Source organism: Pseudoxanthomonas mexicana (assembly GCF_046736355.1).
Classification (GTDB): Bacteria; Pseudomonadota; Gammaproteobacteria; order Xanthomonadales; family Xanthomonadaceae; genus Pseudoxanthomonas_A; species Pseudoxanthomonas_A mexicana_B.
Window position 1 is genome coordinate 857,667 of the sequence record NZ_CP157201.1, and the last position, 20,483, is coordinate 878,149.

A 20,483-nucleotide genomic window follows, 5' to 3' on the forward strand; every position below is an offset into this window, starting at 1 on the left:
TCTTGAGTTACCCCACAAACGGCGAGCGCATGGACGGATGCGTCCAACCTTGCGTGCCGTGTCCCTCGCGCGCGAGGCGAACAGGACAGGCAATCCCAGGCGACGCGCGCCATCTAATCGAGCATCGGATGGCCGACGCCATCCAAGCCGTTGATCCAACTGCTTGAACGATGGCGTGCCTGCGCGCGTAAGCACGACACCATCACAACGTAAGCCACTTTTCACCCCGGAGACCGCAGTCGTGCTTTCCATCCCGAACACCTTCACGCCCGAGCGGCGCGAGCTGTTCTTCCAGGTGCTGGAGGACACGTGCTCGCCCAAGCAGGCCGCGGCAGCGGCGGGCATCAGCAGGCAGACAGCCTTCTACCACAAGGCAAACGACATCGAGTTCCGCACCCGGTGGGAGAAGGCCATCGAGGTCGCCCTGGACTCGCTGCTGGACGAGGCGTACAGGCGCGCCGCGATCGGCTACGACGAGCCGGTCATCCACCAGGGACGCCTCGCCACCACCGCGGACCCGGCGACCGGGGAGGAGCGGCCGCTCACCGTCAGGAAGCACAGCGACAGACTCCTGGAGGTTCTCCTAAAGTTCCGCTACGGCGAGCAGATGGCGGACAGGCTGCGCGTGAAGGTGGAGGACACGGGCCTGTCGGCCGACGCCCTGCTGGCGATGCCCGCCGAGGAGCGCGCCCAGTTGGTGGCGCTGCTGTCCAAGTACAACGCGGCGCGGCCGCAGGAGGAAGACGATGAGTGAGCACCTGAGCGTCGCCGAGGCGCTGCACAAGGCCGAGCAGATTGACGCCATGCTGGGCGCGATCCAGGGCACCGCGCCCGACGCGGTCGAGGCGATGGGCGGGCGCGACGCCCTAGCCCGTAAGTCGGAGATGACCTGCATCGGCCCGGTGCCGCGCCTGGACGCCGAGACCTGGGAGCGCATGTCGCAGGAGTACGAGGGGCGGCGCGAGCATGGCAGCGTCAACCGCGGGCACTAACGGTCACGCGGTCGCCGTCGAGGTGGACGGGGTGCGATACCCCTCCGCTAGGTCGGCCGCGGCAGCCGTGGGGATCGGGTACAGCGCCGTGACGGCGCGATGCCACGACCCCAGGCACCAGAACTACCGATGGCTCGGCGCCACGCCGGGCAGGCGCGAACTGAGGCCCGAGGACAGGCGCATCGCCAGGGCGCTGGTCGAGCCAGCCCGCTGGCCCTGCGACGGCGGCAGGCGCCGCGCCGATGTGCTGGACCTCAACGAGGGGCCACCGAAGGTGGTGCGCCGCATCGGCTGGCTCCGCTGCATGTGCTGCGCCCGCTTCACCTTCTCCGACGACGTGGTGCGCGTGCGCATGTGCGAGGAGTGCGGCGGCCTGGGCAGCGCGCCAGCCAAGGACGTCTGACATTCCATCGGTGGGCGGCGCTACGCCAAGCCCATGAATCGCAAGCCACAGCGACAGCGGCAGATCCGAGGGAAACACGCCCGGAGAACGATGGCGTTCGCGCCCAATGCTCCGCGACACATTGCAGGCATCCGGTCAGCGCACAGGCGCGCGTGACCAGCACCTCGGCTTGGTGCACTCGCTCGTGACAGGCGACCGGAGGACCACAACCACCGGAGCACACGAGCCATGAAGATCACCCTCAGCGACACCCCCCTCCTCAGCACCCAGCAGATCGGCGAGCTCGCCTCGACCCTGGACCTGCTGCACAAGCGTGCCCTCACCGCGATCGAGCGGCTGAACAAGGACGTCGCAACCCGCAAGCAGCAGATCGCATCGCGCTGGAAGAATGCACCCGGCCTGTCGTCCGGCGACCTCGCGCGCTTCGCCCAAAACGAGACCATCGCCACCGTCCGCGAGATCAGGGACAACTCCAAGGCCGAGCTCGACAAGATCATCAAGGACGCGGGCGCCCCGCATGCGCAGCTGGTCGGCCAGCGCCAGTTCTACGACTCCCCGGCGAAGGTCCTGGCACGCGCCGCCCTGGGCGACCCCAGGCGCACCGAGTACCTCCAGCAGATCCAGCACGCCGGCCCGGCCGAGCTCGGCCACATGGCCCAGGTCGCCGTCGGTACCAAGAACGTCGCCCTGGGTTCGGCCGTGCTGTCCCTGATCGACCGCATGCCCAGCAAGGACCGCCCGGTCGGCCCGGTCGAGCTGGCGACCGCGATGAGGCAAGACGACTTCCTCAAGGTGCAGGAGTACATCAAGCTGGGCGACGCGCGCCTCCAGGGCATCCTGGTCGCGATCCGCGCCTGGAACTCCGGCAAGTCGAACCCGCTCGGCGCGGTGCAGCTCGCGATGCGTGAGAAGGACATCGACCACGACCTGATCGGGGGCGACGGCGATGACTGACCGACGCGCCCACTATCCACCGTGCCACCCGGCGATGCTGGCACTCGCGGCCCTGGTCGCGGCGATCCAGCACAGGTGCGACCCGTTCCCCGAGCTTGAGGCAGCCGCGGCCCGCAACGGCGTGGCCGTCGGCTCCGAGGAGTTCGACGAGGCCGCAGCGCTGGCCGGGCAGCCGTACTGCCGTGCACTGGACCTGTACGTCGACCGCGAGACCAAGCGCAGGGCGGACGCCCTGGGGTCGGGGATGGCGCACCTGGCCTTCCTCCCGGCCTGACCCGAGCAAACCCGGTCGGGTTGGTTAGGTGCGCAGAGGGCAAAGGGTGGCCCGGCCGTGTTTCGGAGGGGATGTCTTCACGGCATCCCCTTCTTTTTCATGCGCTTGCGGACCCTCGCGCGCCGACAGCGAGTTAGGGTGCTGTTGCGAACCCGCCGTCACCCAAGTGCGCGACTGCGACTCTGCTATCCGAGATCGTCTCGTCGTACCGCTCCACGAACTTGGCGAACTTGCCTCGGTCATCGTTGTAGCTCTCGATCCAGCGAGCCTGGGCCTGAGCGAAAGCGTGCACGAGCCCGAGGAAGTCAAAGTAGTAGACGCCTCCAACATCGCGCGGGATTTCCGGGGAATCTCCAACCCGGAAAGATATTCGGCGGACTTGGCCCTTCAGCACACTTGAGGAATTGAGGTTCGTCATGTGAAGTATGCCGTTGCGTAGTCCCCAGAGCTCTGCGGCCGTTATGCCCAGCGGTGCTAGATCGCAATAAGCCTCCATCCATTTCACGAAGGCTCCCCGGTCGTCTCCGTACTCGATGTACGCCAAGCTGTCGATGCAGCAGACAAGAAGTTTCATCGCAGATACATATAGGCCTGCGTTGAAGGTCAACTTGATCGCCAAGAAGTAGTCATCGTGGATGAGCTGGGAGAAGTTGATTCCATCGTCACTGGCGTACTTTCGCAGCCAATCCACCATGACGCCGGGTTCCCCCAACTTCTCTGAAACCTCGTTCACATCCAGATCCCCATGCTCGGAGCTGTAATTGAAGTGGGTCTTCCCATCTAGAACAGGCGTCGACACGAAAAGTGGGGCCGCGCCAGCACCCGTTTGCACAAACAACTCATCGTAAAGATGGTGGCCCTCTCCAATTCGACACCTCGCGTTGTACTCGGACCTTGTGAATGGTCTTGAGAGTGGAACCTTTTGGGCAAGGGCGAGGTCCGCGTCGACTCGCTGCCGTAAGAAGTCGATCCCTTCCTGGTCTGAGCCTTCGTGTAGGTGGGTGGCATAGCCCGCCACGGAGCATAGGTCCTTGGCGTCAAAGAAGAGAAAGACGTTGTATATCTGCTCAGCCATAAGGGCACCGGATTGTCGTCCAAGGGTCCGTAAAGGGGCGGGGGGCTCCCGAACCCAGCGTATCGCGACCTAATGCCTATGTGTCCACCCACACGTAGGAGAGCGCCATGAAGCTGGAAGAGATGCCCACCAAGGAACTGCTCGCGCTGCACAACCGCATCGCCGACAAGCCCGCAGGACCCAAGACTTTCGCGACGCGGACGAAGCTCGTCGCCCGGATCGAGCAGGTCGCGGCCGACAAGAACATCGACCTGGCCTCGTTCGGGCAGCCGAAGAAGCCCAAGGCGACCGCGCAGCGCGCAGAGCCGAAGGCCGAGGCCGCCGAGGCGCCCGAAGCCGCCGAGAAGAAGCCGCGCGGCCTCGGCGTGGGCGCGCTCGCACGCGCGATTCTGATGGACCCGGCCGGTCACCCGCACGCGCTCATCGCGGAGATGGTCAACGCGCAGATCGCGGGCGCGGCGGCGACCGCGAAGAGCGTTCGGTGGTATGCCAACGACATGCGCAAGAAGGGCGTCGAGGTGCCGCCGCGTCAGAAGCACCACCCGGCAGACATGGACGAGGGGCAGTCGGCCGAGGCGCTGTCCACCGTCCGGGTGGTCGAGCCCGCGCCATCTGACGACTGACGCCGTTCTCCCGTCGTGTACGAAAAAAGGGCCACCGTCACGGTGGCCCTTTCATTTCATCGCCTTATGATGCGTCGCGCGACGACTGCGGATCAGGCGGCCGCTTCCTCAGGCGTCATGACGGGGACTTGAGCTTCGGGGTCATCCGCCTTCTGGGCGTTGTAGAGGTGCTTCGCCTTCTCCCACACGAGGGCAGCCGTGACGCGTGCATGGAGTTCGTGCATGCCCTCGAATCCGCGCAGGTAGTCAGTCAGCGCGGCGGTCGGCCAGTCCTCTGCGCCGTAGACGTCCGCCAAATCGATGTAGTAACGGTACCAGTCGTACTCCGCGTGGCAGTCGAGTACGTCCGCGCCGAACCCGCGCAGGGCAGTCGCCTCGTCGAGGTCCTTCTTCACCGCCTCGAGGAGTACCCAGCCCTCGTCGTCGTCATGGTCTCTGTCACTGAGGATACTCGTCGGCATCAGCTTCCAGGCCGAGACGAGGCGCTCTGTGGAGCCGCCGGTTTCCGAGGGTGCAAGATCGATCGCGACCGCAAACAATTGGTAGCGAGCGAACTCGTAGATACCAGCCACGGCCTTGGTGTTCGTTTCGATGTTTCGGTTCTGGCTCATGTGCATTTTCCCAGTTGGTTGTCACTGATCGGGCGACCAGCTGGTGAGGAATGCTAAGCACACTTTTCGACGCCGTATGTAAACGAATGCTGGAACTGCCGCCTTCCCGACAGTTCCGAGGAACGTTTATTTACAACGCACCAGCGTGCGTGCTTGCGAGGTGAGGAGGCCACTCGCCCTCGGTCCATTCGAGGCCGAGCTGTTCGAGGATGTAGCGCGACGCCGCCTCCTGGTGCTTGCGTAGGTGCTCGGGACCGACGTGGATGTAGCCCATCGTGACGTTGCTCGCCGCGTGGTTGAGCAGGTACTTCAGCTCGAGCAGCGGGACGCCGGCCTGCACGGCGAGCGTGGCGAACGTGTGCCGCAGGGCGTGTCCCGTCAGACCGTCCAGCTCGTGCTGCGCGACCTCGGCGACGTGGCCCGACTTCGACTCGGCGGGGAACAGCCACGGAGTCTTGCGGTGCAGGCGCGGGTTCTCCTCGGCGCGGTGGCCGAGCAGGTCGGCGAGCGGCCCGGACAGCGGCAGGTCGAACGCGCGGGTCGATCCGCCCTTGGGCTTGGGCACGTGCAGGCGCCCGGAGGCGAGGTCCAGGTCGGATGCTCGTGCCTCGCAGGCCGACGTGCGCCGCATGCCGGTGAGCACCATGAACAGGTGCAGGTCCCGCCGCACCGGGTGGAGGCCGAGCACCGCCTTGCCCCACGCCCTGAGCCTGTCCGTCGGGGCGTCCACCTTGCGGCGCCGCAGCCCGTGGTAGTCCACGTTCCCGCAGGGGTTCGGCGGCAGGTCCGGGTGCTCCCGCAGGCCTCGGTTGTACACGGCCCGGAAGATGCGGAAGGCGTTGTCCGCCGAGGGCGCACCGTGCCGCTCGGTGATCCTGCGGTGCCTGTCGCGCACGCCCGAGCGGTCCGCGCCGAGCTCGGCCAGCGGGCGGTCGAGCCAGTCGGACAGGTACTGCTCGCAGTTGTAGCGGTAGTCGTCCTTGGTCCTCGGGGACAGCGGCTTTGCCGCCAGGTGGAGGTCGAGCGCCTCGCGCAGGGTGATCCCGCGCGCACGCGCCCGGCGTCGCTCCTCGTTCGGGTTGACGCCGCCGCGCATCCCGACGAGGACGCCTCGCGCCATGTCGCGGGCCTGCTTCGCGTCGAGCGCCGGGTGGTCGCCCAGCTTCGTGCGCACCTGCCGCCCGTTGACGAGCGACTGCACGTAGAAGCTGCGCTTCGTGGGCGTGACGATGAGGTAGAACCCGCGCATCTCGGTGTCCGCGTGGAGGATAGACTTGCCGCGCTCGGGGGTGGGGCTGCGCTCGACGAGGGACTGGGTGATCTTCGACTTCATGCTGGCTCCGTGGGTGGCGGGGCCACGGCACGGACACGGTTTCGCACCACAAGCTGCCGTGTTCAGTCGCGCCGTAAGTGCCCCTGAAGCCTCATTAGGTCGTGGTTTTCCCTTGTTGTAAGCGCACTTAGGCCATCCGATTTCAAATCATGGCAAGCTATCCGCGTGCCGATTTGTAATCAGTAGGTCGCGGGTTCGATTCCTGCTGCCGGCACCATCCCCCCAGATCCGTGCGCCGGGGACCATGAAGGTTCCCGACCGGCGCGAGCATGAAACGGGTGATCCCCGGCGCTGCGGTAATGGCATGCGGAATAAGCTGCCTCGGCGTGAATGCCGGCACGATGTCGCGCGCGCCTGTCACGTCGTGTCCACCGCATGAAGCGAAGGATGGCGTTTCCTATCTCACAGGAAACGTTCGATGAAAGCCCTCACGTACCACGGTTCCAAGGACGTCCGCGTCGAATCGGTCCCCGATCCCGTCCTGCTCCAGCCCGACGACATCATCCTGCGCGTCACCGCCACGGCGATCTGCGGATCCGACCTGCACCTGTATCGCGGCAAGATTCCCGAGGTGCACGATGGCGACATCCTCGGCCACGAGTTCATGGGCATCGTCGAGGACGCCGGCCCCGGGGTCACCGCGGTGCGCAAGGGCGATCGCGTGGTCATCCCGTTCGTGATCGCCTGCGGGCAGTGCTTCCATTGCCGGCTCGACGAATACTCGGCCTGCGAGACCACCAACACCGGCAAGGGCGCGGCGATGAACCAGAAGGGCATCCGGCCGCCGGCCGCGCTGTTCGGCTACAGCCATCTCTACGGCGGCGTCGCCGGCGGCCAGGCCGAGTACGTGCGCGTGCCGATGGCCAACGTGGGGCCGTTCGCGGTGCCCGACGCGCTGCCCGACGAGCAGGTGCTGTTCCTGTCCGACATCCTGCCCACCGGCTACCAGGCGGCCGTGGACGCCGGCGTCGGCGCGGGCAGCACGGTCGCCATCTTCGGCGCCGGCCCGGTCGGGCTGATGGCCGCGGCCTGCTGCCGCATGCTGGGCGCGGCGGAGATATTCATGGTCGATCACCATCCGTACCGGCTGCAGTTCGCGCAGCGCGCCTACGGCGTCATCCCCATCGATTTCGACGAGCAGGACGACCCGGCCGGAATCATCGTCGAGCAGACGCAGGGGCGCGGCGTCGACGTGTCGATCGACGCGGTGGGTTTCGAGGCCAAGGGCAGCCGGCTGGAAACCGCGCTGACCACGCTCAAGCTGGAGGGCAGCAGCGGCGCCGCGCTGCGCCAGTGCATCGCGGCCACGCGCCGCTGCGGCACGGTCAGCGTGCCGGGCGTGTACGCCGGCTTCATCCACGGCTTCCTGTTCGGCGACGCGTTCGACAAGGGCCTGACCTTCAAGATGGGCCAGACCCACGTGCAGAAGCTGATGCCGGAACTGCTCGAGCACATCGGCAACGGCCGCCTCGACCCGCAGGCCATCATCACCCACCGGCTGCCGCTGGCCGAGGCCGCGCGGGCCTATGCGATCTTCGACGGGAAGGAGGAGGACTGCCGCAAGGTCGTGCTGACGCCGTGAGGGCACCCGGATTCTTCATGCCAGACCGCGATGGAGGAACCGGACGCGCGGGGAGCGCCCTCATCCGCCCCTGCGGGGCACCTTCTCCCGCTTGCGGGAGAAGGAGAAGGGTAGGCGCGTGTCGGAGGCCTTCGTGCCGGAATCGGCAGTCCATGACGTGGCCCCGATCATCGGGGCCATTCCTTGTCCGCTGCGTGCCGCCCGATCGGAGTGGGCGGATGCGCGCCGGCAGTTCAGAGCATGGTGTCGCGCGCCTGCTCGGCGCGCGATGCGCCGATCGCGGTCTCGACGTTCCGGACTTCCTCCGGCGGCGGCAGCACCGCCGGCATGCCCAGGCTCTGGATCCACAGTTCCCGGCACCAGCCCATCGTGTGGTAGAGGTGGTGGTCCTCGTCCTCCTCGACCGCGTCGTAGGCGGCCTTGAGCACCTTGGCGTGCTTGCCGCCCTGTTCGACCACGCGGCCGATCAGTTCCCAGTTCTGGTGATCCTTGGTTTCGGCCAGCACCACGCATTCGGCCGCGACCAGTTCGGCGGCGGCGGGATCTGCCTGCGCCATCGCCATCTCGATGGCCTTGACCAGCGACTTGCCGTGGTGGGCGACGATGGCGCGCCCCGGGCTCTGCTCCTCGGTATCCATGCCCAGTTGCTCGAAGACGCGGGTGAGCACCTGTTCGTGGGTGCGGGTTTCCTCGAGGTATTCCTGCCATTCCTTCTTCAGGTCCTCGTTGACGGCGGCCTCGACCGCGGCCGTGTAGACCTGGATGCCGCCACGCTCGGTCTCCAGTGCCTGGAGGAGGAGTTCGTGGACCTGATCGCTGCTCGTGCGTGAACGCGCCATTGGGATCGCCTGCCGGTAAGGGTGGGGGCACCCACGCTAGGAGCCGGCCGGCGAAGAGATCGTGAGGACGCGCACGGGCGGCCCCCGGCCCTCGCCGGTTGCGCCGCCGCATCGGTTTCCATCGCAACCGTCTAGACTCTGTGGCCCGCCTGCCTGCACGGAGAGAGCCGATGAGCCGAACCTTCCCGCCCGTTTCCCTGATCGGCGTGCCGACCGACGTCGGTGCCGGGCACCGTGGCGCGCGCATGGGGCCGGAAGCGCTGCGCATCGCCGGGCTGGGCGAGGCGCTGGCCGCGCGCGGCCTGCAGGTGGAGGACGTCGGCAACGTCGAGGGTCCGCGCAATCCCTGGGTGGAGCCGGTGCAGGGCTACCGCCATCTTGCCGAGGTGGTGGCGTGGAACCGCGCGCTGATGGAGGCCACCGCCGCCGAGCTGGCGCGCGGCCGCCTGCCGATCATGCTGGGCGGGGATCACTGCCTGGCAATCGGCAGCATCACCGCGGTGGCGCGCCACTGCCGGCAGGCCGGCAAGAAGCTGCGCGTGCTGTGGCTGGACGCGCATTCGGACTTCAACACCCGCCAGGTCACCCCGTCGGGCAACATCCACGGCATGCCGGTGGCCTGCCTGTGCGGCATCGGCCCGGACGAGCTGACCCGGCTCGGCGGCGACGCGCCGGCGATCACGCCGGCGATGGTGCGGCAGATCGGCATCCGCTCGGTGGATCCGGAGGAAAAGCGGCTGATCAAGGAACACGCCGTCGACGTCTACGACATGCGCTACATCGACGAGGTGGGCATGAAGCGCACGATGGAGGCGGCGCTGGCCGGGGTGGACGCCGACACCCACCTGCACGTCAGCTTCGACGTGGACTTCCTCGATCCCAGCATCGCGCCCGGCGTCGGCACCACCGTGCCGGGCGGTCCCAACTACCGCGAGGCGCAACTGGTGATGGAGATGATCGCCGACAGCGGGCGGATGGGATCGCTGGACATCGTCGAGCTGAACCCGGTGCTGGATCGCCGCAACCGCACCGCCATGCTGGCGGTGGACCTGGTCGAGAGCCTGTTCGGCAAGTCCACGCTGATGCGCGACTGAGGCATGCGGTGATTGCGGACTGAACGGCGCCGGCCGGCTTCACCCGGCTTCCACATCACCGCCGGTTAATGTCTTCGCGCAGGCCGCTGGCGCCGCCAACGCAGGGGGAAAACGCCAGGCAGCCGCTCCCTATCCAACCAGGAGTCCAGGCATGAAGCGTTTGATGGCGTTGTTTCTGATGTCGCTGTTTTCGGTGGCGGTGCTTTCCGGCTGCAACACCGTGGCCGGCGCGGGCAAGGATATGCAGAAGGCGGGAGAAAAGGTCGAGGACAAGGCCCAGGATTGCAGCGACGGCAAGTGCTGACGGTTGCGGCCGCGATCCGCGGCCGCGCCAATCCCGCGGCGACGGCGGTTGCCGCGGTTCCTTCCATCCCATTCCCCGAGGAGTCCACCATGAAGCGTTCCCTTTCCCTGGTGATGCTGGCGCTGTTCTCGATGGCCCTGCTGTCCGCCTGCAACACCGTGGCCGGCGCCGGCAAGGACGTGCAGAAGGTCGGCGAGAAGGTCGAGGATGCGGCCAAGTAGGCCGCTTCGCCGCCATGCATTCCGCACGAAAGGCCGGGGAAACCCGGCCTTTTGCTTGCGCGGCGCGCCGGGGTGAATGCGTTCTTGATGCGCTGGTAATGCCGCGTTGACGCCGGCTTGATTCGCTGGGAACGCGAGGGATGCGAGCCTGTGCCGGCGGCAACTCCCGCCGTTGCATCCGAGAGGAGACATCCATGAACAAGGACACCATCGCCGGCAACTGGAAGCAGCTCAAGGGCAAGATCCAGGCCAAGTGGGGCGACCTGACCGACGACGACTTCACCGTCGCCGAGGGCAACGCCGAATACCTGACCGGCAAACTGCAGGAGCGCTATGGCTGGGATCGCGATCGCGCCGCCAGCGAGGTGCGCGACTTCGAGCGCAGCCTGCGCGATTGACCTTCGATACCGGCAGGGCATCGCCGGCCTGCGGGCCGGAGCGGCAACGGACCTTCGGGTCCGTTGCCGTTTTCGTTTCCGCGCGGCAGGCGGCGGCACGACCCGTCAGCGCCGGTACGGCGGATCGGCGACGAAGCCTTGCGGGAACGCCTGCGGCGCCGGGCGCGGCCACGGGGGCATGCGCCGCTCGCGCAGGATGCCGCGGGCGATCAGGTTCTCGCGGGTGTCGTAGCGCAGTTGCTCGATCTGCGCGGGGCGGGCGCTGCGGACGAAGTGGGTGCGCTGCGTCCACGACGACTCGCGCGCGCCATGCCCGGTGCCGATGCCGGGTGGCGCGGAAGGAGCGGGCATGCCGTAGGCGTCGGCCGATGCCGCGCGCCGGGCCTGGCCGTCGTCCGTGGCAGCCGCGGCTTCCTGCGCCGCGCGCGCCTGCGCACCGGCGATCGGCGGCGCCGAGGGCGGCTGCCGGTGGGGCGCGGCCTCGGTGTACACGGCGATGCCGATCACGCCGACGTTGCGCGGTCGTCCGGTGCGCGAGGCATAGCTGTCGTGCGGCGCGCTGAACACGAACTGCGCCACCTCGCCCATCGACTTGCGCCAGCCGGTGATCTCGGCGCTTTCCCACGGCCCGATCACGTAGCCGGCCTGCGACGGCGATGCGATCTGGCCGGTGATCGCGTTGACGCCGTCGACCGACAGCACCACCAGCACGCGCTCGCCGCTGGTGTTGGTCAGGCGCACGGCGTAGCGGTGGCCGGGATCGCCGGCGATCCAGCGTTCGCCGCGATGCGGCTGGGACGGCAGCCACTGGCCGGTATCGCGATCGACCAGGTCCAGCTGCACTAACGGTCGGGCCAGGACGGGCAGGCAGGCGGCCAGCGAGAGCACGGCCAGCAGCAGCGCAAGCGGGGGGAGGCGGCGCATCGGGATTCTCCATCGAAGGGGACTCCCACGGCTCAACGCACGGCGGTGCGCGGCGGGGTTGCGCCGCCAGCGGTTAAACTGCGCCGGTTCAGGCTTTCCAGAAAACCCTCGCAATGACCACCCGCGTCCTCACTGGCATCACCACCTCCGGCACGCCGCACCTGGGCAACTACGTCGGCGCCATCCGCCCGGCCATCGCCGCCAGCCGCAGCGAAGGCGTCGAGAGCTTCTACTTCCTCGCCGACTACCACGCGCTGATCAAGGTGCAGGATCCGGCGCGCGTGCAGCGCTCGACGCTGGAGATCGCCGCGACCTGGCTGGCCTGCGGGCTGGAGCCGGACAAGGTGTGGTTCTACCGGCAGAGCGACATCCCCGAGATCCCGGAGCTGACCTGGCTGCTGACCTGCGTGGCCGGCAAGGGCATCCTCAACCGCGCGCACGCCTACAAGGCGGCGGTGGACAAGAACCGCGCCGAGGGCGAGGACGACGACGCCGGCATCACCGCCGGGTTGTTCATGTACCCGGTGCTGATGGCCGCCGACATCCTGATCTTCAACGCCGACAAGGTGCCGGTGGGGCGCGACCAGATCCAGCACATCGAGATGGCGCGCGATTTCGGCCAGCGCTTCAACCACCTGTTCGGCGGCGACTACTTCACCCTGCCGGAAGTGGTGATCGAGGAGAACGTGGCCACGCTGCCCGGCCTGGACGGGCGCAAGATGAGCAAGAGCTACGACAACACCATCCCGCTGTTCGCCCCGCGCGCGGAACTGAAGAAGCTGATCGCCTCGATCGTCACCGACTCCAGGGCGCCGGGCGAGCCGAAGGAGGCCGAGGGCTCGCACGTGTTCCAGCTCCACCGCGCGTTCGCCTCGGTGCAGGACAGCGAGCGCATGCGCGACGCCTTCGCCGCCGGCATCGGCTGGGGCGAGGCCAAGCAGGCGCTGTTCGAGCTGATCGACGCCGAGGTCGCGCCGCTGCGCGAGAAGTACGAGGCGCTGATGGCGCGACCGGCCGACATCGAGGAGATCCTGCGCGACGGCGCGGCGCGGCTGCGCGCGCGCTACGCCACGCCTTTCATCGCCGAACTGCGCCAGGCGGTGGGCCTGCGCAACCTGTCCGCGCGCGCGCAGACGGCGGCCGCGGCGGTGGAGAAGGCCGCGCTGCCGCAGTTCAAGCAGTACCGCGAGAAGTCCGACGGGCGCTTCTACTTCAAGCTGCTGGACGGGCAGGGCGATCTGCTGATCCAGAGCGAGGGCTTCGATTCGCCCAAGGCCGCCGGCGAGCTGATCGCGGTGCTGAAGAAGGTCGATCGCGCCGACGCGATGGAGACGCCGGAGATCGTCCTGCATGCGCCCGCCGAGCGGGCGCTGGCCGCGCTGGCGCAGCTGCGCGAGGCCGAGGGCTGACGTGCCGTACCTGGCGATCGTGCTGTTCCTGCCATGGTTCGGGCTGCTGGGCTCGCTGTTCTGGCTGTTCCCGCGCCAGCCGAGGCACCGCCGCCGCCGCCTGTTCGACGGTGCGGCGCTGGCGGTGGCGTTCGCGCTCAGCGTCGCCGGCATGCTGTGGGGCTACCGGCTCGGCGCGGCGGATGCCGGCACCGGTGCGATCTGGAAGCAGGTGCTGGCCACGCTGGTGGCCTACGGCGCGTTCCTGATGGTGATGACGCTGGCGGTGCCGCTGCGCGCGTGGTGGCTCGCGCGCCGTTGACGTCGCCTGCCGACCAAAGCCGCATCGTGCCGCCGCCGCGCCGGCGGTAAAATCGTCGGTCTCGAACGCAAGCCGACGCAAGCGCATGAGCGAACATGGCATCCACACCCTCGATACCGCTTTCCTGCGTGATCACTTCGACGCGGCCTACCTGATCGTCGAGCAGGGCCGCGCGGCCTTCGTCGACTGCGGCACCTCGCACGCGGTCCCGCGCCTGCTCGCCGCGTTGCGCGAGCGCGGCCTGGCGCCGGCGGACGTGGACTGGCTGCTGGTCACCCACGTGCACCTGGATCACGCCGGTGGCGCCGGCGCGTTGATGCGCGAGCTGCCGAACGCGCGGCTGGTCGTGCACCCGCGCGGCGCGCCGCACATGATCGATCCGGCGCGGCTGATCGCCGGCGCCACCGCCGTCTACGGAGAAGAAGAGATGGCGCGCAGCTACGGCGAGATCGCGCCGGTGGCGCAAGAGCGGGTGGTCGTGGCCCAGGACGGCTTCACCCTGTCGCTGGCCGGCCGCGAACTGCTCTGCCTCGACACGCCCGGCCACGCGCGCCACCACTACTGCGTGTGGGACGCGCGCAGCCGCAGCTGGTTCACCGGCGACACCTTCGGGCTGTCCTACCGCGAGCTGGACAGCGCGCGCGGCGCGTTCGTGGTGCCGACCAGCTCGCCGGTGCAGTTCGAGCCGGAGGCGCTGAAGGCCTCGATCGCGCGGCTGCTGTCGTATTCGCCGCAGGCGATGTACCTGACCCACTACGGCCGGGTCGGGGACGTGGACAGGCTGGGGCGGGATCTGGTCGAGCAGATCGACGCGATGGTCGCGCTGGCGCAAAGCTGCGACGGGCAGCCGGACCGCCATCGCTGCCTGGTCGCCGCGCTGGAGGCGCTGTACCTGGAGCGCGCGCACGCGCATGGCTGCGCGCTGGACGAGGCCGGCGTGCGCCGGGTGCTGGCGATGGACATCGAGCTCAACGCGCAGGGACTGGCCTGCTGGCTGGATCGCGACAGGCGCTGAGCGGCGCGGATTCCCGTAGTTTCCTTCCTTCACCGGAGCATGCCCCATGAGATTGCCCGTCACCCGGATCGCACTGAGCCTGCTGGTTTCCGCCTTCGTCATCCCGGCCGGCGCCGAAGTCCCCGGCGGCGGCATCGACGCGGCAGCGCTCTCGCGGCACGTGCGCGTGCTGGCCTCGGACGAGTTCGAGGGCCGCGCCCCGGCCACGGCGGGCGAGGAGCGCACGGTCGCCTACCTGATCGAGGCCTTCCGCGCCGCCGGCGTGCAACCCGGCGGCGAGGACGGTGGCTGGACGCAGGCGGTGCCGCTGGTGCGCGCGCAGGTCGACGGCGCGGTCGCGGCCACGCTGAAGGTCGCCGGCGGCGCGCAGGCGCTGGCCAACGGCGAGGACATCGTGCTGCAGACGCTGCAGCCGGTATCGCGCGTGCAGGTGGCCGATGCGCCGCTGGTGTTCGTCGGCTACGGCATCTCCGCGCCCGAGCGCGGCTGGGACGACTACAAGGGCGCCGACCTGCGCGGCAAGGTCGCGGTGGTGCTGATCAACGATCCGGATTTCGAGACCTGGCAGGGCGATTTCGACGGCCGCGGCATGACCTATCACGGCCGCTGGACCTACAAGTACGAGGAACTGGCGCGGCAGGGCGCGCTGGGCGTGCTGATCGTCCACGAGACCGCGCCGGCCGCCTATGGCTGGGCGACGGTGCGCGCCTCGGGCCTGTCGCCGGTGTTCGACATCGAGCGCGCCGACGCGCAGCGTTACCACACGCACCTGCGCGGCTGGCTGCAGCGCGATCTGGCGGTGTCGCTGTTCGCGCGCGCAGGACTGGATTTCGAGGCGGAGAAGCAGCGGGCGCGCACGCGCGGCTTCCGCCCGGTGGCGCTGGGCGATGCGACGCTGTCGGCGGCATTCGACGTGCGCCGCGAGCGCGTGCTCAGCCGCAACGTCATCGGCCGCATCGAGGGCGCGCGCCGTCCCGACGAGACCGTGATCTACTCGGCGCACTGGGATGCCTTCGGCGTCGGCGGGGCCGATGCGCAAGGCGAGCGCGTCCGCCACGGCGCGATCGACAACGCCACCGGCGTGGCGGCGGTGCTGGAGCTGGCGCGCGTGCACGCCGCCGGCCCGCGCCCGGCGCGCACGCTGCTGTTCGTCGCGCTCACCGCCGAGGAGAAGGGCCTGCTCGGCGCGCTGCACTACGCCGCCCATCCGCTGGCGCCGCTGGAGAAGACCGCCGCCGTGCTCAACATCGAGATGCTCAGCCCGGACGGCCCGACCCGCGACATCGCCAGCTGGGGCAAGGGTCGCGTCTCGCTGGAAAGGGATCTGGCCGCCGCCGCGCAGGCGCGCGGGCGCACCTACTCGCCGGATCCGAACCTGGAGGCCGGCTTCTTCTACCGCGCCGATCACTTCGCCTTCGCCCGCGCCGGGGTGCCGGCGATCACCGTCGGCGCCGGGCTGGATCGGCTGGAGGGCGGCGAGGCGGCCGGCCGCGCGCTGCGCGAGCGCTATTTCGCCGACTGCTACCACCAGCCCTGCGATGCGTGGCGCGCGGACTGGAACGCCGAGGGGCAGGCGCAGGACGCGACGCTGCTGTACGACCTCGGCAACGCGCTGGCCAACGGCGATGCCTGGCCGCAGTGGGACGAGGATTCGGAGTTCCGCGCGGTGCGCGAGCGCAGCGCAGGGGCGCGCCGCTGAGGGCGAGCGGGCGCGTCGGACGGCCTCGCGCGCCTGCCTGCAGGCGTTGATTTCGCAGCGCAGCAAGGCTTTTCCGCAATCGCTGGTAGAGTGCACGCACGGATCCCCGCAAAGGGGCCGAATCGCAACACGGTGGCAGCTTCGGGTGGGAACCTTCCCCAAGGCGCCGACGGTTCGCGATTTTTAATTCCTTCAATATGTTAGCGCTAACAAAATGATGGTACATGCGATCGGAAGCCTCCCGCCAAGCCGCCACCGCCGATGCGGGCGGGCGCCCGGCGGCCATGCGGCGGCGGCGGCCTGCGCGCGTGCTGCCTGCGGTCGCCGTCGCGCCGCGTGCGGCAGCGCGGCATTGCCGCGCACGTTTTCGATAGCGCTAATACCAGCTGCGGGAACAGGGGCATGAGCCTGTACATCGGACTGGACGTCGGCACCCAGAGCGTCAAGCTGGTCGCCTACGACCCACAGGCGCGGCAGGTGGTGGCCGGCGCCGGGCGGCCACTGGAGCTGGCCGCCGGCGAGGACGGCAGCCGCGAGCAGCGTGCCGAATGGTGGATCGAGGCGATCCGCGCCTGCTTCGCCCAGCTGGATCCGGCGCTGCGCGCGCGGGTGGAGGCGATCGGCGTGTCCGGCCAACAGCACGGCTTCGTGCCGCTGGATCGCGCCGGCAACGTGCTGGCGCCGGCCAAGCTGTGGTGCGACACCAGCACCGGCCCGCAGTGCGCTCAGATCATGCAGGCGGCCGGCGGCGCGCAGCGCTGCATCGAACTGGCCGGCAACCCGATCCTGGCCGGCTACACCGCTTCCAAGCTGCCGTGGACGCGCGAGCACCGCTCGCAGGCCTATGCGCAGCTGGCGACGATCCTGCTGCCGCACGACTACGTCAATTTCTGGCTCACCGGCGAGCGCTGGATGGAGCATGGCGACGCCTCCGGCACCGGCTGGCTCGACGTGCGCCGGCGGCAATGGTCGGACCAGATGCTGGCCGCCACCGATCCGGACCGCGATCTGCGCGCCTGCCTGCCGCCGCTGGTCGAAGCCGACGCGCTGTTCCCGATCGCCGCGGCGGTGGCCGACGAGCTCGGGCTGCCGCGCGGCGTGCGCGTCTCGGCCGGCGGCGGCGACAACATGATGGCCGCGATCGGCACCGGCAACGTCGCGCCGGGCATGCTGAGCATGAGCCTGGGCACCTCGGGCACGCTGTTCGCCCACGCCGGGCATGCGGTGGTGGACGAGGCGGCGCGCTGGGCCGCGTTCTGTGATTCCACCGGCGGCTGGCTGCCGCTGATCTGCACGATGAACTGCACCGTGGCCACCGAGGCGATCGCGCGGCTGTGCGGCTTCCCCAGCCGCGACGGCGACGCGCTGCTGGCCGGCACCCGCCCGGGCGCGGACGGCCTGCTGATGCTGCCGTTCCTCAACGGCGAGCGCACGCCGGACCTACCGCACGGCCGCGGCAGCCTGTTCGGCATGACCGCCGCCAACCTGACCCCGGCCAACCTGTATCGCGCGGCGATGGAAGGCGCGCTGTACAGCCTGAAGAACGGCTACGACGGCTTCGTCGACGCCGGCCTGCGCTTCGAGGCGATCCGGCTGACCGGCGGCGGCAGCCAGAGCGCGACCTGGCGGCAGATGGCGGCCGACGTGTTCGGGCTGCCAGTCGACGTGCCGGAGCAGGCCGAGGGCGCGGCGTTCGGCGCGGCGCTGCAGGCGCTGTGGGCCAGCCAGCGCGCGTCCGATCCCGGCGCCGACCTGGCCGCGCTGGCGGCCGCACACGTGCGCCTGGATCCGCGCCTGGCCGCGCAGCCGCGCGCCGAAGCCACCGACGCCTACCGCGCGCAGTACCGGCGCTTCCTTTCCCATCTGGACGCGATCCGGCCGCTCTACGCGGGCTGACCGGCCGCGCCCTCCCACCACGACACGACGGAAGACCCGACCATGAGCAATCCATTCATCGGCGCGAAGGAATATTTCCCCGGCATCGGCCGCATTCCCTACGAGGGGCGCGATTCGGACAACCCGCTCGCCTTCAAGGTCTACCAGGCCGGGCGCAGGATCGGCGGCAAGACGATGGAAGAGCACCTGCGCTTCGCGGTGTGCTACTGGCATACCTTCACCAACGCCGGCCACGATCCGTTCGGCCCGGGCACGCGCCGCTTCCCCTGGGACGGTGGCGCGCCGATGGCCGCGGCCGAGGCCAAGGTGGACGCCGCGTTCGAGTTCTTCACCAAGCTGGGCGTGCCGTACTGGTGCTTCCACGATGTCGATCTGGCGCCCGACGCCGAGGACATCGGCGAGTACGAGAAGAACCTGCGGCACATGGTCGCGCTGGCCAAACAGCGCCAGGACGCCACCGGCGTCAGGCTGCTGTGGGGCACGGCCAACCTGTTCTCGCACCCGCGCTACATGAACGGCGCGTCGACCAATCCGGACTTTGCGGTGGTCGCGCGCGCGGCGGTGCAGGTCAAGGCGGCGCTGGAGGCCACGGTCGAACTGGGCGGTGAGCACTACGTGTTCTGGGGCGGCCGCGAGGGCTATGCCTCGCTGGTCAACACCGACATGAAGCGTGAACTGGCGCACCTGGCGCGCTTCCTGACGATGGCCCGCGACTACGGCCGCAGCATCGGCTTGAAGGGCAACTTCCTGATCGAGCCCAAGCCGATGGAGCCGATGAAGCACCAGTACGACTTCGACAGCGCCACCGTCGCCGGCTTCCTGAAGGAGCACGGGCTGGAGAAGGATTTCAAGCTCAACATCGAGGCCAACCACGCCACGCTGTCCGGGCATACCTTCGAGCACGACCTGCAGGTGGCCTCCGACCACGGCCTGCTCGGCAGCATCGACGCCAACCGCGGCAACCCGCAGAACGGCTGGGACACCGACCAGTTCCCGACCGACCTCTACGACACCGTCGGCGCGATGATGGTGGTGCTGCGCCAGGGCGGGCTGGAGGGCGGCCTCAACTTCGACGCCAAGGCGCGGCGTGAATCGACCGACCTGGAGGATCTGTTCATCGCCCACATCGGCGGCATGGACGCGTTCGCGCGCGGGCTGGAGGTGGCGCACGCGCTGCTGCACGACTCGCCGTGGGAGCGTTGGCGCAGCGAGCGCTATGCCAGCTTCGACGTGGGCGCGGGCAAGGATTTCGCCCAGGGCCGCATGAGCCTGGCCGATCTGGCCGCGCTGGCCGGCAGCCAGGCCGGGCCGAAGCAGATCAGCGGCAAGCAGGAGCGCTACGAGAACCTGCTCAACCAGTACCTGCTGCGCTGACGGCAAGGGCGGCGCGTGCAAGCCACGATGCCAGCCGGGATGCGGCGCCGGCGATCGCCCGCGTCCTGTTGCAGCGCGCGGCGCGCCGGGACCGCCGCGTCAGCGCCGCGCCGGATCGGCGGGCGCGGCGACCGAGTCGCGCTGGACCAGCACGTGCGCGACCACGTGATCGACCACCACCTTGGTGGCCTGCTCCTTGCGGCGGATGCTGCGCAGCAGGATGTCGATCGCCGAGTCGGCCATCGACGCGATCGGCTGGCGGATGGTGGTCAATTCGGGCCACACGGTGGTGGCCGCCGAGGTGTCGTCGAAGCCGACCACCGACAGATCGCGCGGCACGTCGAGCCCGCGGCGGTGCGCCACCGACACCACCGCGGCGGCCATGTCGTCGTTGCTGGCGAAGATCGCGGTCGGCCCCTGCTTGCGGGCCAGCAGCTTCTCGGCCGCTTCCAGTCCCGAGCGGTAGGTGTAGTAGCCCTGCTGGACCAGCGTGCGATCCGGCGCGATGCCGGCCTCGCCCAGCGCGGCCTGGAAGCCCTCGAAACGGCGCGTGCTCGCGGTCTGGTTGGGATGGCCCTTGATGTAGCCGATGCGCGTGTGCCCGAGCGCGATCAGGTGCGCGGTGATCTCCTTGCTGGCGCGGAAATCATCGATGCGCACGTGCGAGATGTCGTCGTCGAAGCGCCCCGACGCCAGCGCGACCACCGGCACGCCGGCGCCGACCAGTTCGGAGATCACCGCCTTGGACTCGCACAGCGGCGGCGGCAGGACCACGCCGGCCACGCTCTTGGCCAGCGCGCGCGCCGCGTCGCGCTCGGCCTTGGCGTCGAGGTTGTCCCAGGCGTCGATGACCAGCTGGGTGGCGGTGCGCGCGGTGCCGCGCAAGGCGCCGACCAGCAGCTCGCTCAGGTAGGCCGAGCTGGGGTTGGTGTAGATCAGCGCGATCCGCGTGCCCTGCGCGGCGGCCAGCGAACTGGCCGCCAGGTTGGGGGTGTAGCCCAGTTCGTGCACCGCGCGCATGACCCGCTCGCGGGTGGATTCGCGCACGCTGGCGTTGCCGTTGACGACCCGCGACACCGTCATCGGCGAGACGTTGGCGAGCGAGGCCACCTCGTCGATGGTGATCGCGTGGCCCTTGCGGCGCATCGACTTCTTAACTTTC

General features: G+C 69.2%; 23 protein-coding genes. 17 read left to right on the forward strand and 6 right to left on the reverse strand.

The features are described from left to right. Positions 1-241: 241 nt before the first annotated feature. The 5 genes from AAG688_RS03815 to AAG688_RS03835 all read left to right on the forward strand — a co-directional run bounded on the left by AAG688_RS03815 (position 242) and on the right by AAG688_RS03835 (position 2,623). Complete coding sequence (locus AAG688_RS03815; RefSeq protein ID WP_411834030.1) at positions 242-754, forward strand: hypothetical protein; 513 nt, start codon at positions 242-244, stop codon at positions 752-754. Then, on the forward strand, positions 747-992 hold the full coding sequence (locus AAG688_RS03820) for a hypothetical protein (protein WP_411834031.1): 246 nt from the start codon (positions 747-749) through the stop codon (positions 990-992). Before AAG688_RS03815 ends, AAG688_RS03820 begins: the two co-directional genes overlap by 8 nt. Before the next feature lie 88 nt (positions 993-1,080). Continuing rightward, positions 1,081-1,395, forward strand: coding sequence for a hypothetical protein (locus AAG688_RS03825; RefSeq protein ID WP_411834032.1), 315 nt, complete (start codon positions 1,081-1,083; stop codon positions 1,393-1,395). A 228-nt stretch (positions 1,396-1,623) separates the two neighbouring features. After that, complete coding sequence (locus AAG688_RS03830; RefSeq protein ID WP_411834033.1) at positions 1,624-2,349, forward strand: hypothetical protein; 726 nt, start codon at positions 1,624-1,626, stop codon at positions 2,347-2,349. A 34-nt stretch (positions 2,350-2,383) separates the two neighbouring features. Continuing rightward, a complete protein-coding gene (locus tag AAG688_RS03835) occupies positions 2,384-2,623 on the forward strand; it encodes a hypothetical protein (protein ID WP_128988896.1) in 240 nt (79 codons plus the stop codon). Between the two features lie 133 nt (positions 2,624-2,756). On the opposite strand, the gene AAG688_RS03840 is transcribed toward AAG688_RS03835, so the two are convergent. Next, a complete protein-coding gene (locus tag AAG688_RS03840) occupies positions 2,757-3,698 on the reverse strand; it encodes a hypothetical protein (protein WP_411834034.1) in 942 nt (313 codons plus the stop codon). Between the two features lie 107 nt (positions 3,699-3,805). Between AAG688_RS03840 and AAG688_RS03845 the strand changes: the two genes are divergently transcribed. Continuing rightward, a complete protein-coding gene (locus AAG688_RS03845; RefSeq protein WP_411834035.1) occupies positions 3,806-4,321 on the forward strand; it encodes a hypothetical protein in 516 nt (171 codons plus the stop codon). Between the two features lie 92 nt (positions 4,322-4,413). Here AAG688_RS03845 and AAG688_RS03850 read toward each other — a convergent pair whose 3' ends face one another. Then, a complete protein-coding gene (locus AAG688_RS03850; protein WP_411834036.1) occupies positions 4,414-4,932 on the reverse strand; it encodes a hypothetical protein in 519 nt (172 codons plus the stop codon). 130 nt (positions 4,933-5,062) lie between these two features. Beyond that, on the reverse strand, positions 5,063-6,265 hold the full coding sequence (locus tag AAG688_RS03855; protein WP_411834037.1) for a tyrosine-type recombinase/integrase: 1,203 nt from the start codon (positions 6,263-6,265) through the stop codon (positions 5,063-5,065). Between the two features lie 418 nt (positions 6,266-6,683). On the opposite strand from AAG688_RS03855, the gene AAG688_RS03860 reads away from it, so the two are divergent. Further along, a complete protein-coding gene (locus tag AAG688_RS03860) occupies positions 6,684-7,847 on the forward strand; it encodes a zinc-dependent alcohol dehydrogenase (RefSeq protein WP_411834038.1) in 1,164 nt (387 codons plus the stop codon). Positions 7,848-8,080: 233 nt separating this feature from the next. On the opposite strand, the gene AAG688_RS03865 is transcribed toward AAG688_RS03860, so the two are convergent. After that, positions 8,081-8,686, reverse strand: a complete 606-nt coding sequence (locus AAG688_RS03865) for a DUF892 family protein (protein ID WP_411834039.1) — start codon at positions 8,684-8,686, stop codon at positions 8,081-8,083. Between the two features lie 170 nt (positions 8,687-8,856). Between AAG688_RS03865 and rocF the strand changes: the two genes are divergently transcribed. From rocF to AAG688_RS03885, 4 genes are all read left to right on the forward strand, one after another. Continuing rightward, positions 8,857-9,780 carry an arginase gene (rocF, locus tag AAG688_RS03870; protein ID WP_411834040.1) on the forward strand — a complete coding sequence of 308 codons (924 nt, stop codon included), beginning with the start codon at positions 8,857-8,859 and terminating at the stop codon, positions 9,778-9,780. Positions 9,781-9,931: 151 nt separating this feature from the next. Further along, on the forward strand, positions 9,932-10,084 hold the full coding sequence (locus AAG688_RS03875) for an entericidin A/B family lipoprotein (RefSeq protein ID WP_411834041.1): 153 nt from the start codon (positions 9,932-9,934) through the stop codon (positions 10,082-10,084). Positions 10,085-10,173: 89 nt separating this feature from the next. Then, positions 10,174-10,305: an entericidin A/B family lipoprotein gene (locus AAG688_RS03880; protein ID WP_411834042.1), complete on the forward strand. Its 132-nt coding sequence runs from the start codon at positions 10,174-10,176 to the stop codon at positions 10,303-10,305. Between the two features lie 194 nt (positions 10,306-10,499). Then, positions 10,500-10,703 carry a CsbD family protein gene (locus tag AAG688_RS03885; RefSeq protein WP_411834043.1) on the forward strand — a complete coding sequence of 68 codons (204 nt, stop codon included), beginning with the start codon at positions 10,500-10,502 and terminating at the stop codon, positions 10,701-10,703. Between the two features lie 105 nt (positions 10,704-10,808). Here the strand turns inward: AAG688_RS03885 and AAG688_RS03890 are convergent, their stop codons facing one another. Beyond that, positions 10,809-11,627: a hypothetical protein gene (locus tag AAG688_RS03890; RefSeq protein WP_411834044.1), complete on the reverse strand. Its 819-nt coding sequence runs from the start codon at positions 11,625-11,627 to the stop codon at positions 10,809-10,811. A gap of 113 nt (positions 11,628-11,740) precedes the next feature. On the opposite strand from AAG688_RS03890, the gene AAG688_RS03895 reads away from it, so the two are divergent. The 6 genes from AAG688_RS03895 (at position 11,741) to xylA (ending at position 19,321) form a co-directional block, all read left to right on the forward strand. Then, positions 11,741-13,036: a tryptophan--tRNA ligase gene (locus tag AAG688_RS03895; protein ID WP_411834045.1), complete on the forward strand. Its 1,296-nt coding sequence runs from the start codon at positions 11,741-11,743 to the stop codon at positions 13,034-13,036. A 1-nt stretch (position 13,037) separates the two neighbouring features. Next, complete coding sequence (locus tag AAG688_RS03900; protein ID WP_411834046.1) at positions 13,038-13,337, forward strand: hypothetical protein; 300 nt, start codon at positions 13,038-13,040, stop codon at positions 13,335-13,337. Between the two features lie 85 nt (positions 13,338-13,422). Beyond that, positions 13,423-14,352 (forward strand): MBL fold metallo-hydrolase, encoded by a 930-nt coding sequence (locus AAG688_RS03905; protein ID WP_411834047.1) that lies wholly within the window; start codon positions 13,423-13,425, stop codon positions 14,350-14,352. Between the two features lie 46 nt (positions 14,353-14,398). Then, positions 14,399-16,051: a M28 family metallopeptidase gene (locus tag AAG688_RS03910; RefSeq protein ID WP_411834048.1), complete on the forward strand. Its 1,653-nt coding sequence runs from the start codon at positions 14,399-14,401 to the stop codon at positions 16,049-16,051. 402 nt (positions 16,052-16,453) lie between these two features. Beyond that, the gene (xylB, locus tag AAG688_RS03915) at positions 16,454-17,947 is read left to right on the forward strand and encodes a xylulokinase (protein ID WP_411834049.1); all 1,494 of its coding nucleotides are present in this window, start codon (positions 16,454-16,456) and stop codon (positions 17,945-17,947) included. Positions 17,948-17,989: 42 nt separating this feature from the next. Then, complete coding sequence (xylA, locus tag AAG688_RS03920; RefSeq protein WP_411834050.1) at positions 17,990-19,321, forward strand: xylose isomerase; 1,332 nt, start codon at positions 17,990-17,992, stop codon at positions 19,319-19,321. A gap of 99 nt (positions 19,322-19,420) precedes the next feature. Here the strand turns inward: xylA and AAG688_RS03925 are convergent, their stop codons facing one another. Further along, positions 19,421-20,467 carry a LacI family DNA-binding transcriptional regulator gene (locus tag AAG688_RS03925; RefSeq protein ID WP_411834925.1) on the reverse strand — a complete coding sequence of 349 codons (1,047 nt, stop codon included), beginning with the start codon at positions 20,465-20,467 and terminating at the stop codon, positions 19,421-19,423. Positions 20,468-20,483: the final 16 nt, after the last annotated feature.

What these genes read in the sequence shown, in the direction of transcription:
- AAG688_RS03820 (WP_411834031.1), top strand. Translation starts at nt 747, where the DNA reads ATGAGTGAGCACCTGAGCGTCGCCGAGGCGCTGCACAAGGCCGAGCAG.
- AAG688_RS03830 (WP_411834033.1), top strand. Translation starts at nt 1,624, where the DNA reads ATGAAGATCACCCTCAGCGACACCCCCCTCCTCAGCACCCAGCAGATC.
- AAG688_RS03835 (WP_128988896.1), top strand. Translation starts at nt 2,384, where the DNA reads ATGCTGGCACTCGCGGCCCTGGTCGCGGCGATCCAGCACAGGTGCGAC.
- AAG688_RS03840 (WP_411834034.1), bottom strand. Translation starts at nt 3,698, where the DNA reads ATGGCTGAGCAGATATACAACGTCTTTCTCTTCTTTGACGCCAAGGAC.
- AAG688_RS03845 (WP_411834035.1), top strand. Translation starts at nt 3,806, where the DNA reads ATGAAGCTGGAAGAGATGCCCACCAAGGAACTGCTCGCGCTGCACAAC.
- AAG688_RS03850 (WP_411834036.1), bottom strand. Translation starts at nt 4,932, where the DNA reads ATGAGCCAGAACCGAAACATCGAAACGAACACCAAGGCCGTGGCTGGT.
- AAG688_RS03855 (WP_411834037.1), bottom strand. Translation starts at nt 6,265, where the DNA reads ATGAAGTCGAAGATCACCCAGTCCCTCGTCGAGCGCAGCCCCACCCCC.
- AAG688_RS03860 (WP_411834038.1), top strand. Translation starts at nt 6,684, where the DNA reads ATGAAAGCCCTCACGTACCACGGTTCCAAGGACGTCCGCGTCGAATCG.
- AAG688_RS03865 (WP_411834039.1), bottom strand. Translation starts at nt 8,686, where the DNA reads ATGGCGCGTTCACGCACGAGCAGCGATCAGGTCCACGAACTCCTCCTC.
- rocF (WP_411834040.1), top strand. Translation starts at nt 8,857, where the DNA reads ATGAGCCGAACCTTCCCGCCCGTTTCCCTGATCGGCGTGCCGACCGAC.
- AAG688_RS03875 (WP_411834041.1), top strand. Translation starts at nt 9,932, where the DNA reads ATGAAGCGTTTGATGGCGTTGTTTCTGATGTCGCTGTTTTCGGTGGCG.
- AAG688_RS03880 (WP_411834042.1), top strand. Translation starts at nt 10,174, where the DNA reads ATGAAGCGTTCCCTTTCCCTGGTGATGCTGGCGCTGTTCTCGATGGCC.
- AAG688_RS03885 (WP_411834043.1), top strand. Translation starts at nt 10,500, where the DNA reads ATGAACAAGGACACCATCGCCGGCAACTGGAAGCAGCTCAAGGGCAAG.
- AAG688_RS03890 (WP_411834044.1), bottom strand. Translation starts at nt 11,627, where the DNA reads ATGCGCCGCCTCCCCCCGCTTGCGCTGCTGCTGGCCGTGCTCTCGCTG.
- AAG688_RS03895 (WP_411834045.1), top strand. Translation starts at nt 11,741, where the DNA reads ATGACCACCCGCGTCCTCACTGGCATCACCACCTCCGGCACGCCGCAC.
- AAG688_RS03905 (WP_411834047.1), top strand. Translation starts at nt 13,423, where the DNA reads ATGAGCGAACATGGCATCCACACCCTCGATACCGCTTTCCTGCGTGAT.
- AAG688_RS03910 (WP_411834048.1), top strand. Translation starts at nt 14,399, where the DNA reads ATGAGATTGCCCGTCACCCGGATCGCACTGAGCCTGCTGGTTTCCGCC.
- xylB (WP_411834049.1), top strand. Translation starts at nt 16,454, where the DNA reads ATGAGCCTGTACATCGGACTGGACGTCGGCACCCAGAGCGTCAAGCTG.
- xylA (WP_411834050.1), top strand. Translation starts at nt 17,990, where the DNA reads ATGAGCAATCCATTCATCGGCGCGAAGGAATATTTCCCCGGCATCGGC.
- AAG688_RS03925 (WP_411834925.1), bottom strand. Translation starts at nt 20,467, where the DNA reads ATGCGCCGCAAGGGCCACGCGATCACCATCGACGAGGTGGCCTCGCTC.